The 13,196-nt window shown below is 42.2% G+C and carries 14 protein-coding genes; 12 read left to right on the top strand and 2 right to left on the bottom strand.

The genetic code is table 11. From position 1 onward, the window contains the following. Positions 1-14 precede the first annotated feature (14 nt). Together ACJJI6_RS16505 and ACJJI6_RS16500 are read left to right on the top strand one after the other, a co-directional pair. Positions 15-290, top strand: coding sequence for a YheV family putative zinc ribbon protein (locus ACJJI6_RS16505; RefSeq protein WP_475711285.1), 276 nt, complete (start codon positions 15-17; stop codon positions 288-290). Then, entirely contained in the window at positions 287-1,117 is an 831-nt protein-coding gene (locus ACJJI6_RS16500; RefSeq protein ID WP_444895573.1) for a hypothetical protein, read from the top strand. The genes ACJJI6_RS16505 and ACJJI6_RS16500 overlap by 4 nt, the downstream gene beginning before the upstream one ends. A gap of 204 nt (positions 1,118-1,321) precedes the next feature. Here ACJJI6_RS16500 and ACJJI6_RS16495 read toward each other — a convergent pair whose 3' ends face one another. Continuing rightward, positions 1,322-2,608 carry an MATE family efflux transporter gene (locus ACJJI6_RS16495; protein ID WP_444895572.1) on the bottom strand — a complete coding sequence of 429 codons (1,287 nt, stop codon included), beginning with the start codon at positions 2,606-2,608 and terminating at the stop codon, positions 1,322-1,324. A gap of 953 nt (positions 2,609-3,561) precedes the next feature. Between ACJJI6_RS16495 and coxB the strand changes: the two genes are divergently transcribed. From coxB to ACJJI6_RS16475, 4 genes are read left to right on the top strand one after another with little or no spacing between them, the layout of a single operon-like run. Further along, positions 3,562-4,707, top strand: coding sequence for a cytochrome c oxidase subunit II (gene coxB / locus ACJJI6_RS16490; RefSeq protein ID WP_413663910.1), 1,146 nt, complete (start codon positions 3,562-3,564; stop codon positions 4,705-4,707). A gap of 20 nt (positions 4,708-4,727) precedes the next feature. After that, entirely contained in the window at positions 4,728-6,278 is a 1,551-nt protein-coding gene (gene ctaD / locus ACJJI6_RS16485; RefSeq protein WP_282930524.1) for a cytochrome c oxidase subunit I, read from the top strand. A gap of 3 nt (positions 6,279-6,281) precedes the next feature. Then, entirely contained in the window at positions 6,282-6,854 is a 573-nt protein-coding gene (locus tag ACJJI6_RS16480; RefSeq protein WP_475711282.1) for a cytochrome c oxidase assembly protein, read from the top strand. Between the two features lie 5 nt (positions 6,855-6,859). Then, positions 6,860-7,750, top strand: a complete 891-nt coding sequence (locus ACJJI6_RS16475; RefSeq protein WP_282930522.1) for a cytochrome c oxidase subunit 3 — start codon at positions 6,860-6,862, stop codon at positions 7,748-7,750. 45 nt (positions 7,751-7,795) lie between these two features. On the opposite strand, the gene ACJJI6_RS16470 is transcribed toward ACJJI6_RS16475, so the two are convergent. Beyond that, complete coding sequence (locus ACJJI6_RS16470; protein WP_413663912.1) at positions 7,796-8,020, bottom strand: DUF2909 domain-containing protein; 225 nt, start codon at positions 8,018-8,020, stop codon at positions 7,796-7,798. A 32-nt stretch (positions 8,021-8,052) separates the two neighbouring features. On the opposite strand from ACJJI6_RS16470, the gene ACJJI6_RS16465 reads away from it, so the two are divergent. The 6 genes from ACJJI6_RS16465 (at position 8,053) to ACJJI6_RS16440 (ending at position 13,026) form a co-directional block, all read left to right on the top strand. Beyond that, positions 8,053-8,829 (top strand): SURF1 family protein, encoded by a 777-nt coding sequence (locus tag ACJJI6_RS16465; protein WP_475711280.1) that lies wholly within the window; start codon positions 8,053-8,055, stop codon positions 8,827-8,829. Next, positions 8,816-9,454, top strand: a complete 639-nt coding sequence (locus ACJJI6_RS16460) for a redox-active disulfide-containing membrane protein (protein WP_475711278.1) — start codon at positions 8,816-8,818, stop codon at positions 9,452-9,454. Before ACJJI6_RS16465 ends, ACJJI6_RS16460 begins: the two co-directional genes overlap by 14 nt. 25 nt (positions 9,455-9,479) lie before the next feature. Then, a complete protein-coding gene (locus ACJJI6_RS16455) occupies positions 9,480-10,571 on the top strand; it encodes a COX15/CtaA family protein (RefSeq protein ID WP_444936911.1) in 1,092 nt (363 codons plus the stop codon). A gap of 37 nt (positions 10,572-10,608) precedes the next feature. Then, the gene (gene cyoE / locus ACJJI6_RS16450) at positions 10,609-11,502 is read left to right on the top strand and encodes a heme o synthase (RefSeq protein ID WP_444911858.1); all 894 of its coding nucleotides are present in this window, start codon (positions 10,609-10,611) and stop codon (positions 11,500-11,502) included. A gap of 7 nt (positions 11,503-11,509) precedes the next feature. Next, complete coding sequence (locus ACJJI6_RS16445) at positions 11,510-12,178, top strand: SCO family protein (RefSeq protein ID WP_444895566.1); 669 nt, start codon at positions 11,510-11,512, stop codon at positions 12,176-12,178. 269 nt (positions 12,179-12,447) lie between these two features. Beyond that, positions 12,448-13,026, top strand: coding sequence for a CPBP family intramembrane glutamic endopeptidase (locus tag ACJJI6_RS16440; protein WP_475711275.1), 579 nt, complete (start codon positions 12,448-12,450; stop codon positions 13,024-13,026). Positions 13,027-13,196 lie beyond the last annotated feature (170 nt).

The following is a 13,196-nucleotide window of genomic DNA, read 5'->3' as shown; positions in this document are numbered from 1 at the left end:
GAGTAGTAGTCATGATGAAGAAAGAAGATTCGGCTGAGTCTGGTAAGATCGTTAAAAAACGCTTTATTGCAGGGGCTGTGTGCCCCCGCTGTAGCGAAATGGATAAAATTATTAACTATCACAAGGATGGAAAAAATTATAGGGAATGTGTTGCCTGTGGGTTTAAGGATGAAATTCGATTGCAGTCAGCGCCAACAGAACTGTCTACTCGTGTTACCCAAGATACAGAGAAAGATATTCACGAGAAACCGGTGAAACTTATCCAACCCACAAGTAGCCGTAAAAAGTGAAAAAAATATTTTTTATACTGGTGGTTTTTATTGCGGTTGCGATCATAGGTCTCTATGGCCTTGATCGCCATCGAAAAAACACAGAACGGCAGAGAGAGCAAGTTGCCTATTTACTAACGAGCTGTGTGAATCAGGGGATACTTACGTTATTTCGTTTACAAGCTAATGACTGGAAGACCCATCCAGATTATTACATTGAAGAGGAAAATAGACTGGGAGCTGCGGTAAAAGCCCTACCCGATCAAATCCTTAAAGGGGAGTCTTTTGAAAAGTGGAGACATGCAATAAAGATTTGTGACAAGCTCACAAGGAATAGTAATTTGCAACATGTCACTATTTTTCGCCCTCTGGGCGATTTCTCCGAAAAGGAGCTCTCCAATATATATACTTTGAAAGATCGCGGTGCTCTGCGGAAGCGGGAAAAGACCATTCACGCACTGTATGAATCAGCAGAAGCTGCTGCTCGCTATATGAAAGACCTAAAGCGTGATATCAACACGCAATTAAATGCCTTTCGTTTTTCAGATGAAGAGCGCGAATTAACTCTTCAAAGAATCAGTTCTCAGGTTTTAGATAATTACCAACAAGGTAACTTTTCCAAAAAGCAGGCAGATACCTATCTGGAAAGAGTGTCCCTTTTTTATAGAACTATGGCCGAGAATCCAAAGTCCTACAGTGTCCGAAACGGCAGCCTATATTTTTATAGCCAAGAATTAAAGCAGAAGGTTGAAGACTTATATAATGCTGTTATCCAGGGAGAAGGAGCGTTTTATGGAAATTTTAAGCAAATTCTAGTGCAAAAACAGGTGCAGTCTTCAAGCTATTAAAAATATGAGCGGGCTTTATTATTTGTTGCTTTGCCCGCTCAGTATTTACCATCCTGAGATTATATTTTTAAATGTGTTTATAGCATCGTAAGAGATTTACTATTTTTATAGGCAGTAACCTTGACTTAGATAGTTAATTTCCCAATCGCAAAATATGTCATATTTTTTTACATTAAAAAATAACTCTAAATACCCTGCTGCGCTTTACTGTAATTTACGTAGCCAGGAGTTGGTTGCAGTGTAGTATTGAAAATATACTATGAGCCCTAAAGATCGTGCTCCAATCCATAAAAATAAGCTGAACCATATGCCTGTATTCCCCCAATCCCTTGTAAACCACCAGGCGGGAAAGAAAACCAGTAATGAGGCTATAAACATAGTATTACGCATATCGCGACTTTTCCCTGCACCGATAAAAACACCATCTAGCTGATAGCTCCAAACCGCTAATAAAGGTAGTGCACAGAGCCACCAATATACCTGTTCCGCTTGGAGAATTACTGGTTTGATATCTGTAAATAAGGATAGAATGAAGGGTTTCCCTGAAACTAGAACCAGCGTAATCAGGACAGCGCTTCCCAGGGCCCACAAACCTGCACTGCGAACGGTATTTCTGAATAGAGCCGTTGATCTCTTTGCCATAGATTCCCCAACCAAGGCCTCGGTAGCATGAGCAAAACCATCCAGGGCATAGGAAGTCATCATTAATAACTGTATAAGAATAGCATTTGCAGCAAGTACATTATCACCTTGGGCTGCCCCTTGTGCAGTAAAAAAAGTGAGTGTTAGCAAGAGCAAACAGGTTCTTATAAATAAGTCTGTATTTATCTTTAAAAGATTGATCCACGGGGATGAATCGATCCAGGGGAGAAGTTTCTTCTGCCCAATTTCTTTGCGTATATAGGACCAGATATCAACATGAACCCTGGAAAGAAGATATAGACCCAGTAGAAATGCAAAAATATCAGCGAGTACCGTTGCCGCTGCTGCACCTTTTGCCCCTAGGCCCAGGCCAAGGATAAATAGGAAATCGAGGGCTATGTTCAGAAGATTGGCAGCGAAAAGTATATATAGAGGCGCACGGCTATCTTGTCGACCAATAAAAAAACCCAGAATGGCAAAGTTTGCCAGAGCCAGGGGGGCAGATAACAGACGTATTTGTAGGTAGGCCAGTGCGTGGGGTTGTGCTTCCTGACTGGCATTCATCCACTCAACGATATAGTAGATTAAAGGAGAGGCAACAATAAACAGAGTGATTCCCAGCCCCATGGCTAATACTAGTGCACGTACTAACCATTGAATCCCAAGATCTGTACTCCGAGCCACCAGTCCGGTAGTACCCATGCGCAGAAACCCAAATGCCCATAAAAGCATCGACATTACGCTAGCCCCGATAGCTACACCGGATAGGTACTCTGCAGATGGGAGGTGACCAAGAATTGCGGTATCTACTATCCCGAGTAAGGGCACTGAAATATTACTCAGTATCATTGGCCAAGCCAGATTCCAGACGCGAGACATGGGTTGGGATTCAAGTTTTGTAGAAGAAGGCATAAGTCATAACAACTAACGGATAGATTGGCTTCTAGCCGAAATCGGAAAAAGAAAAGCTGTGCAGGCGGATTCTACCAATGGTAACAGTACAGAGCTGATAAGACCCTTTTCCTAAATCGGACTCCCAATACTGCTATTTGCAATTCATTTCGTAACGCTTACAAAATCGAAACGAAATATTTGGCGGAAAAATCATTTCGATTGAGTGTAGATAGTACAGGATTCTGTATTGATCTGCCTGATAATCCTCAAGCTTATTGAAACTAATCTGCCTTGGTTGTGTGAAGCAGTCAGAATTTAGTATTAGGGATTAAAAATCGTTGTCAATCTGTGTAAAAGCAATCAGGGACACTTGAACCAGAGGGTTTATACTTCTCTTGGCAGCATTATTAATGCTTGATTAGTTGTCATCTTTCACCAAATAAATTGCCATGTCTCTATTTGGAGCGATATTTTTTCTACTTGTGGAAAAGTATCCTATCAAAGAGGTTAAATTTATTTGTTAATCACCGAATTTTTTCATAAAGCAGCAACGTTATTCAAAAATGATCCCGATTGACTTTTTCGTGTCGATGTGTTCCTTTTGTACCTGCAGTAGTTGCGACAAATAAAGAAACTGGTTGTTGGTTGTACCTTTCCGGACGACGACATCTGGAGTAAAAAATCTTTTACTAAGAATAACAAGTTGCACTGACGGCAGTAACGCGAGGTGGTCTCCTCGCCCAGTGTATGTAGTCTTGTGTTACTACAGTATGTCCACAAATTTTGTGTGGAATTAATCCTGTTAGGCAGTTGATACAGGTAAAATTCGCTTATCCGTGAAGGCCAGCGGCCAAAATAAAAATTACGGGTTTCCCTGAGAGACCCGCAACCACGGAGATCTGTAGGCGATGTTGAAAGGCTTTGATCGGCTGTTCGCCTTGCTGGCTACTTCGCTATCTGCACAAGCGGTGTTAGCGAATGAGCAGGACGTTGAGCGCTGGGGGGTTAATATGCCCCAGGGGGTGACAGAAGTCGCCCAGACCACCTACGAGCTACACATGCTGATCTTTTGGATTTGTGTGGCTATAGGGGCATTGGTGTTCAGCATCATGTTCTACAGCATGTGGCGTCACCGCAAAAGTAAGGGATACCAAGCGGCCCAATTTCATGAGAGCACGGTTGTGGAATTGGTGTGGACTATTATTCCCACCGTCATCCTGATTCTGATGGCGATTCCGGCCACCAAAACGCTCTATGATATTTACGATACTGAGGAAGAAGATCTCAATATCGTAATCACCGGTTATCAATGGAAGTGGAAATATGAATATCGGGGCACTGATGTTTCATTCTTTTCCAGCTTGTCCACTCCCAAAGCTCAAATTGATAACCTCCAGCCTAAGGGTGCTAACTACCTCCTAGAAGTCGATGAGCCCCTGGTTGTTCCTATCAAGAAAAAAATCCGCTTCCTGATTACTGCCAATGATGTGATACATGCGTGGTGGGTCCCAGATCTAGCCGTTAAAAAAGATGCTATCCCCGGTTTTATCAATGATGCCTGGACGCGTATTGAGGAGCCGGGAATATATCGCGGACAGTGTGCTGAATTGTGCGGAAAAGACCATGGATTTATGCCTATTGTTGTGAAAGCAGTACCACAGGCTGAATACGATGCCTGGTTGAGTTCTCGTGCAGCAGAAGCCATAAAAATGCGTGAACTTACAGCGAAGACATTTACCTTCGAAGAGCTTTTTGCTCAGGGTGAAAAAGTCTATACACGCACATGTGCCGCCTGCCACCAGCCGAACGGGCAGGGAGTACCCGGAGTATTCCCGGCAATTGCTGGCTCAAAAATTGCTACCGGTCCCCTCAATGGCCACTTAGATATCGTTATCGATGGTTCTACGGTAAACCCCGCAATGCAGGCTTTTGGTGAGCAGCTATCAGAAGTGGATCTGGCTGCGGTAATTACTTACCAGCGAAACGCTTTCGGCAACGAGATGGGTGATACCGTCCAACCCGTAGATATCCTCAACTTTAAGAATAAGCAGTAAGCGCCCGGAGGAATTTAAGAATGGCACATGGTCCTCAGCCCGGTATAAAGCGTTGGCTCTATACGACCAACCACAAAGATATAGGCTCTATGTATTTGTGGTTTAGTTTTGCGATGTTCCTGCTCGGCGGATGTATGGCATTGGTTATACGCGCTGAATTATTCGAGCCCGGTTTGCAAATTGTACAGCCGGAATTTTTCAATCAAATGACCACTATGCATGGTCTGATCATGGTATTTGGTGCAGTTATGCCGGCTTTTGTGGGGTTGGCTAACTGGATGATACCAATGATGATTGGTGCGCCAGATATGGCACTGCCAAGAATGAATAACTGGAGTTTTTGGATTTTGCCCTTTGCTTTCGCAATGTTGGCATCGACCTTATTTATGGAAGGGGGAGCGCCTAATTTCGGCTGGACATTTTATGCGCCACTTTCAACGGAATATGCGCCACCCAGCGTAACCTTCTTCATTTTTGCCATTCATATTATGGGTGCCTCGTCCATCATGGGTGCGATCAACATTATCGCTACCATTTTGAATATGCGTGCTCCTGGTATGACCTTGATGAAAATGCCGTTGTTTGTATGGACCTGGCTGATCACTGCTTACCTTTTGATTGCTGTAATGCCAGTGTTAGCCGGAGTAGTGACCATGATGTTGATGGACATTCATTTTGGCACAAGTTTCTTCAGTGCGGCCGGTGGCGGTGATCCGGTTTTATTCCAGCATGTGTTCTGGTTCTTTGGACACCCGGAAGTCTACATTATGATTTTGCCGGCCTTTGGCATTATCTCTGCGATTATTCCTACTTTCGCTCGTAAGCCTCTTTTTGGATACAGCTCCATGGTATATGCCACCGCAGCAATTGCATTCCTGAGCTTTATCGTATGGGCGCACCATATGTTTACCGTGGGAATGCCGATTGCTGGTGAGCTGTTCTTTATGTACGCCACAATGCTGATCGCTGTACCTACAGGAGTGAAGATCTTTAACTGGGTATCCACCATGTTCCGGGGATCCATGACATTTGAAACCCCGATGCTTTTTGCAATTGCATTCATCATTCTTTTCGCCATCGGTGGATTCTCTGGTCTGATGCTAGCGATTGCGCCTGCAGACTTCCAATATCACGATACGTACTTTGTGGTTGCCCATTTCCACTATGTGCTGGTTCCTGGTGCAATCTTCTCAATTACTGCTGGTGTTTACTATTGGTTGCCCAAATGGACTGGCCATATGTATAGCGAAGTCATGGGCAAGGTACATTTCTGGCTGGCATTTATTGGTCTCAATGTAACTTTCTTCCCAATGCACTTTGTTGGTCTGGCCGGCATGCCACGTCGGATACCTGATTACGCACTGCAATTTGCGGATTTCAATCAAATATCCAGTATCGGTGCCTTTCTGTTTGGCGCTGCACAAATAGTATTTTTGTTTAATGTGGTACGAACTGTAATGGGCGGGAAAAAAGCATCCGATCAGGTTTGGGATGATCCTGAGGGACTGGAATGGACGGTTGCTTCCCCTGCCCCATATCACACGTTTAGTACGCCACCGGTTGTACGCTAACCTATGAAAGTTGGAGCAAATGCAAAGGTAACTATCAAGCTGCTGGCCATGGCGACCAGCATGCTGGTATTTGCAATTTTCATTATGCCGCCTATTTACGATGTCTTCTGTGAAATCACAGGACTCAATGGTAAAACCGGTGGTCGTTATGAAGCTGTGCCAGCTGCGGTTGATAAAAATAGGCTGGTCACAGTGCAATTTGTGGCAAACAATAATGAAAATATGCCATGGGAATTTCGCCCGAGTGTGATGTCTTTGAAAGTACACCCTGGAGAAATTAAAGATACTGTTTTTATTGCAGAAAATAAGACATCTAGGGATATGGTTGGTCAGGCAATTCCCAGTATGGTTCCTTTCAAAGCTGCTGAGTACTTTCATAAAACAGAGTGTTTTTGCTTCAACCAGCAAGAATTAAAAGCGGGAGAGACTGCAGAATTACCACTACGTTTTATTGTGGATCCAGATCTTCCCGCAAGTGTTAATACTGTAACGCTTTCCTATACGTTGTTTGATGTAACGGAAAGGTTTGCCAATAAAACCGATAAGAATGATATCGACCCCGAGCGAGAGGGATAAAAATTATGGCTAGTGAAAGCAGTTATTACGTGCCCGAACAATCCAGGCTGCCAATTTTTGCGACGATAGGTTTATTCCTAATAGCGTTCGGCGCAGCAAATTGGATTAATGGAGGAAGCTCTTATATTTTCTTCACCGGTGCGTTAGCGATGGCCGCAGTTTTGTGGTTTTGGTTTGCTGCCGTAATCAAAGAGAATATGGCAGGGCTCAACAGTGAACAGTTAAAGAGATCATATGTTTGGGGGATGGGCTGGTTTATATTTTCTGAGGTGATGTTTTTTGCTGCATTCTTTGGAGCACTTTACTACATACGCAATTTCACAGTTCCCTGGCTAGGTGGTGAAGGTGATCGTGGAATTTCCAATATGCTTTGGGAGGGGTTCGAAAGTAGCTGGCCCCTATATGTGACTCCTGACGCCGCAGCAAACGGAGAAACGGCAAAATTTATGGGGCCTAAAGATGTGATAGACCCATGGCACTTGCCACTATGGAACACCATCATACTTCTCACCTCCAGTGTAACTGTACACTTCGCACATGTTTTCCTGAAAAAGAATCAAAGAAAAAATTTCAATATATTACTGGCAATCACTGTGGCATTGGGTGGGGCGTTTATTTTTCTACAAGGTAAAGAATACTACGAAGCCTATCAACACTTGGGGTTAACACTTGAGTCAGGAATCTATGGTACAACATTCTTTATGCTGACCGGATTTCATGGTGCCCATGTCACACTCGGTACAATTATGTTGTTGATCATGTTGTTAAGGTCTGTGATAGCCAATCATTTTAGACCTGATGATCACTTTGGCTTTGAAGCAGCAAGTTGGTATTGGCATTTTGTCGATGTAGTTTGGGTCGGGCTGTTTATATTTGTATATGTTCTAGGTGCTTAATGTGGGCAAGGCTTTCTATCGTATTAATAGAAAGCCTTTGTTTTCTTAATATTTATCAGCCCAAGGTGCCGTTTTTGCCAAAATGCCACTTTCAAAGCCGTACCAAATGGCAAGAAGTAAGAGTGACGCTAGGAGTATTCTAATACCTAATGCGTAGAGTGTGCGCTTGGATTGAGGTGTTCCCATATCTCTAAGTAGAAAAAAAAGTGCACTTGACAGACTGGCAAGCACGGAAAGGAATAGGACAACAATAACAATCTTTAGCCACATTTTATTATTTTCCATTACTTATGTAGTTGCGCATGATAGTAGATATTCCATCAGCTTCTGCGAAAGATATCAGTTTACCACTGATTCGCAATTGGCCCATCACGATATTTTCTCTGGGTGCATTCATCCTTTTTATCTTTTTAGGATTGTGGCAGCTTGATAGAGCAAAGCAGAAAGTCGAACTTATACAAAAGGTAGAGAGTAGGCTCTCTCTGCAACCGCAGGAAATCTCAAATCTAAGTTCTTATCAAGAGTATGCGTCTGTAACTTTAGCGGGAGTTTTCCAGAAGGAAATATATTTTCTGGATAACAGAACAAGAAACGGTCGTGTTGGCTATGAAGTGCTACAAGTATTTTCAACAGAAAGTACTGATTGGCTTATCAATAGAGGTTGGATTCCCTCTACTGGCGACCGAGATAGCTTACCTGAAGTAACAGCTTCACTTGATGTGAAATCACTTCAGGGCTACTTATACCCTATCGATACTGAAACCTCCTCGAGTGTTAGTCTAGACCCGGTTTTTAATAATAGAATTCAACAAATAAATTCAAATTTCATTGAGACTATAGGATTAGTTAACAATGGATGGTCGATCCGTTTGTTTGCGGATTCAGATGCAGCTTTAATTACTGATTGGAATTTTTTCAATAGTGGCCCAGAAAAACATCAAGCGTATGCTTTCCAGTGGTTCACGATGGCAATAGCCGTCTGGCTTTTATGGGGTTATTCAGCCACAAATATTGTTTTTAGATTACGTCGTAGATTGAATAGAAGTTTGAAAAAGGAGTTTCAAAATGAAATCAAATAGTCAGCCAGTTTCATCTGAAAGAGATCTGAGTAAAAGGAAGCCAGCGAATAAGCTCATTCAAGGACTCTCAGTGCTAGCATCCGTCGTACTCCCAATTACGGCTGCCTATATCGTTTACTATACGGGCTTAGGCATGCCTAAAGAGACGATTAATCAAGGTGAATTATTGCAGCCCCCATTTGATATCACTGAAATAAAAATCACCTTTCAAGGACAACAGCAATCCCTGGCACAAGAGGGAGAATCAAAATGGCGCTATCTAATATTAAGTGACAGTGATTGTGGTAAAGATTGTGAAGATCTCTTGTATATAAGTAGGCAGGTTCATATTCGGCTGGGGGAAAAAGCTCATAGGGTTGAGAGGCTACTGGTGGTTGGTGATAGTTTGGATGAAAAACGACAAGAACAAATACAAACTGAGCATCCGAAACTAAAAATAGTGAATTTGGATGATGAAAACTTTAAGCAGTTGGTACAGAAAACTGATCATGACGGTGTGACTTCAACCAAGGCATTGCTGGTTGATCAGGAGGGTTATGCAATGATGGCCTATGATCGGCAGCATAGCGGAAACCAATTACTTAAAGATATAAAAAGATTATTGAAGTACTCCTACGAGCAATAAGATTAGTATTCGGAGATTTTCAGTAGTGTCTAAACAAGAAACCCCTAAGAATTGGCGACATATCATTACCTGGGCGGCCTGTATACTAGCTGTCGTAGTTGTTGTTCTAGGTGCATTTACTAGATTGGTGGATGCCGGTTTGGGCTGTCCAGACTGGCCTGGTTGTTATGGTCATCTCACCTGGCCGAACGATATAAAAGAAATTAAAACGGCCAATATGATTTTTCCGGACTCTCCGGTAGATGTTAGTAAAACTTGGCCGGAAATGGTTCATCGATACTTTGCAGGAACTTTACTTTTATTCGTTGTATTACTCACTTATCTTGCTTGGAGAGATCGGCAAGCTCCAACCTTTAAGCAAACACATATTCTTTTAATTATTATTATACTACAAGCTGCTTTTGGGATGTGGACGGTAACCTTGAAGCTTTGGCCGCAGGTAGTTACTGCTCATCTATTAGGTGGAATGGCAACATTATCTATGTTGTGGATTCTCTGTGAAAGGTTGGCTGATAAACCTAGACAATTACATGGGAGGTATTTACCGGGAATAAGGCGATTACGGCTACTTGCTCTGACTGCAGTTGCAATAGTAATTCTACAGATTGGACTCGGCGGTTGGACCAGCTCTAATTACGCAGCTTTAGCCTGTCCAGATTTTCCAACTTGTCATAACCAATGGTGGCCACAGGCAAACTTTGTAGAAGGATTTAATATTTTTCAACAAATTGGCCCAAATTATTTAGGTGGTGCATTAGAGAATGATGCACGTACAGCCATACATCTTGCCCATCGTATTGGAGCACTGATTACAACAGCAATTGTACTGATTCTTTCAGTTTTAGCTTGGAGATATGGATTGAGAGGTTGGTCATTATGGCTTACTGGGGTACTACTTCTTCAAGTCAGCTTGGGAATAGCAAATGTTGTTATGTCTCTACCATTAGGGATTGCTGTGGCACACAATGCTGGTGCAGCTCTTCTACTTCTTAGTTTGCTAACTTTTTGTTATCGAATATACACAATGAATGCCGTCATTATAAATAAACAAGAGGTAGTCGATGTGGAAGTAATAGAGCGGGGAGAAGGTTTAACTACCGTATCCAATCTTAATTAGATACTAAGCGTATATAAATATAAAAATAGGTGCGAATATGGCCATAAACTCCACGGGAATACATCAAATTCAATGGCGGGACTACTATGAGCTTACTAAGCCTCGAGTAGTCATGCTTATGCTGTTAACTTCTGTTATTGGAATGTTTTTAGCTGTTCCAGGAATGGTGCCGCTAGATATTTTAGTATTTGGTAATTTGGGAATTGCATTTTGTGCGGGTAGTGCTGCGGCAGTAAATCATTTAGTTGATCGTCATATTGATACAAAAATGGCTCGTACCAGTAATCGCCCGATTGCGAAAGGACGGGTTGAGCCAGTTAAAGCGGTTGCTTTTGCTCTTATCTTGGGTGTGACAGGAATGTTTATCCTGTTGGTTTTTGTAAATGCCCTTACCGCTTGGCTAACCTTAATATCTCTTCTCGGATATGCGGTGATTTACACCATGTTCCTGAAACGCGCCACACCACAAAACATTGTTATTGGCGGGCTTGCAGGAGCCGCTCCGCCCCTACTGGGATGGACTGCGGTTACTGGGGAAGTGCATGGGCATGCATTGTTGTTAGTATTGATTATTTTTGCTTGGACTCCTCCACACTTTTGGGCCCTTGCCGTACATAGAAAAGAAGAGTATGCAAAAGCTGATGTTCCTATGTTGCCGGTTACACATGGAATACCCTATACAAACCTAAATATAGTTTTGTATACCTTTATTTTATTGGCCGTTAGCCTATTGCCCTTTGCCACCGCGATGTTTGGGTGGTTATATTTGCTGGGAGCTGTCGTACTTGGATTTGGTTTTGTTTATTGGAGCCTTGTAATGCTCATTGGAAAAGATCCCAATGCTGGCATGGAGACTTTCAAATATTCAATAATTTATTTAATGGCACTATTTTTCATCATGCTATTAGATCATTATTTAATTGAGGTGTGAGGGAAAAGTGGAAAATAAATATTCTGCCATCGATAAACAGAAACGTGGAATTAGAATTACGGTTATTGTTCTTTTAGTATTGATTCTTGCTGTGCTTGCAGGATTTATACATAAGCTCGGACAGCCTCGTATTATTACTGATGAGGAACTTAGAATTAATGGCACTGTAAAACTGCAGAGACCAAGAATCATAGAAGATATACAATTATTGTCTGATGACAGTAGAGATTTCTATACCAAAGACTTTCAAGGTAAGTGGACTTTGGTATTTTTTGGGTTTACCCACTGTCCAGATATCTGTCCAACAACTCTATCTACACTTAATAATTTTTATAAAACTTTAGACGAAAGTACCAGAGCATCGACAGACGTAGTACTCGTATCGGTTGACCCAAGCAGGGACAAGCCGGAGCAGTTGGGGCAGTATGTCCGTTATTTTAATTCTGAATTCCGTGGTATTACCGGTGATTTTTTTAAGCTGAAGAAATTTGCCACTCAGCTAAATGTACCTTTTAATAAAGTTTCTCTTGCTGAGGGCGGTTATACTATCGATCATGGGTCTCAAGTTGTATTAATTAATCCTAGAGGGCATTATCACGCTTTTTTTAAGGCACCTTTAGATCCTGCAAAAATGAAGTTGACCTATCGTTCAATACGAGCGACCTTTAATGGATAGTGAAAGAATCGCATGAGTCATTGTTATCAAATAAGATATTAATTCTGGGCCAATCGATGCAAAATGAAGTTGCTGCTTTAAGGAGAAGAGGAGATCAGACACCATCTAGTATGGTTAGTCCTTGGGCTGCACCTATCTTGCTATCACTTTGTATAATTCCTTTTGGCTGGAGTGGGCTTATAGCCCCTTTAATCTGGATTTTCCTGCGAGCAATAGAGTCTACTAGCAGTTGGCCGAGAGCGCTGTCTTTTCTTTCTGTAGCAGTTTTAATGCTGGTATCGGGGTTAAATTTGCTTCCCGGTAGTGAACATATCCAGGTATTGCCACCCTATACAGATGCAAGTGGTAATCTTATCTATGCCAGTATAAACAGCGGTAAAGCAGTTATTGCTATTGCCTTATTGGCTTTTATGTTGCGTATGAAGCAGACCTTCCGTGTTACGGACTTACCCTATCTTTTATTGGCTATATTTACCCCCGTTGCATTGGGTCTACTCCTGTATACGCCTTCGATAAAATTTACTGGCACTATCGCCGTTGCAGCAATGATTAACTTAGTAATTGTTTGCATTTCTGAGGAGGGCTTCTTCCGGTGGATATTACAGCGGGGTACCGAAGAGCTACTAGGGCGCTGGCGCTGGTTGTCCGTACCAGTTGTAGCTACGGTATTTGTGCTTCTACATGGAGGGTGGTCAACAGATATCTCCGCAGTGCTATTATTGATAGTCGCTTCAATCTGTTATGCATTGATTTGGACATTGCGACAGAATTTTTGGATATGCGTAATGGCGCATTGGGGGGTAAATCTTTTGCATATGCTTTTGCTACCTTACCCGTTACCCGGCTAAGCTATACATCATCTAATTTCGGTCATTGTTTTAATGTTACCCCTAAGATCCAGCCAATCTGCAGCTATAAGAAAGACAACGATTTAATCTTTGTGGATTAACGAATTAAATTAATGTATTTAAGAAATGTGGCTCTAGATGAACATCATCTATCGTGAATTTTGCAGATA

The sequence above is a fragment of the Microbulbifer maximicatervae (SeqCode) genome, from assembly GCF_056232625.1.
This window is presented reverse-complemented; position numbering and strand designations above follow the sequence as displayed.

What these genes read in the sequence shown, in the direction of transcription:
- ACJJI6_RS16460 (WP_475711278.1), top strand. Translation starts at nt 8,816, where the DNA reads ATGAAATCAAATAGTCAGCCAGTTTCATCTGAAAGAGATCTGAGTAAA.
- ACJJI6_RS16480 (WP_475711282.1), top strand. Translation starts at nt 6,282, where the DNA reads ATGAAAGTTGGAGCAAATGCAAAGGTAACTATCAAGCTGCTGGCCATG.
- coxB (WP_413663910.1), top strand. Translation starts at nt 3,562, where the DNA reads ATGTTGAAAGGCTTTGATCGGCTGTTCGCCTTGCTGGCTACTTCGCTA.
- ACJJI6_RS16495 (WP_444895572.1), bottom strand. Translation starts at nt 2,608, where the DNA reads ATGATACTGAGTAATATTTCAGTGCCCTTACTCGGGATAGTAGATACC.
- ACJJI6_RS16475 (WP_282930522.1), top strand. Translation starts at nt 6,860, where the DNA reads ATGGCTAGTGAAAGCAGTTATTACGTGCCCGAACAATCCAGGCTGCCA.
- ACJJI6_RS16465 (WP_475711280.1), top strand. Translation starts at nt 8,053, where the DNA reads ATGATAGTAGATATTCCATCAGCTTCTGCGAAAGATATCAGTTTACCA.
- ACJJI6_RS16505 (WP_475711285.1), top strand. Translation starts at nt 15, where the DNA reads ATGAAGAAAGAAGATTCGGCTGAGTCTGGTAAGATCGTTAAAAAACGC.
- ACJJI6_RS16440 (WP_475711275.1), top strand. Translation starts at nt 12,448, where the DNA reads ATGCTGGTATCGGGGTTAAATTTGCTTCCCGGTAGTGAACATATCCAG.
- ctaD (WP_282930524.1), top strand. Translation starts at nt 4,728, where the DNA reads ATGGCACATGGTCCTCAGCCCGGTATAAAGCGTTGGCTCTATACGACC.
- ACJJI6_RS16470 (WP_413663912.1), bottom strand. Translation starts at nt 8,020, where the DNA reads ATGTGGCTAAAGATTGTTATTGTTGTCCTATTCCTTTCCGTGCTTGCC.
- cyoE (WP_444911858.1), top strand. Translation starts at nt 10,609, where the DNA reads ATGGCCATAAACTCCACGGGAATACATCAAATTCAATGGCGGGACTAC.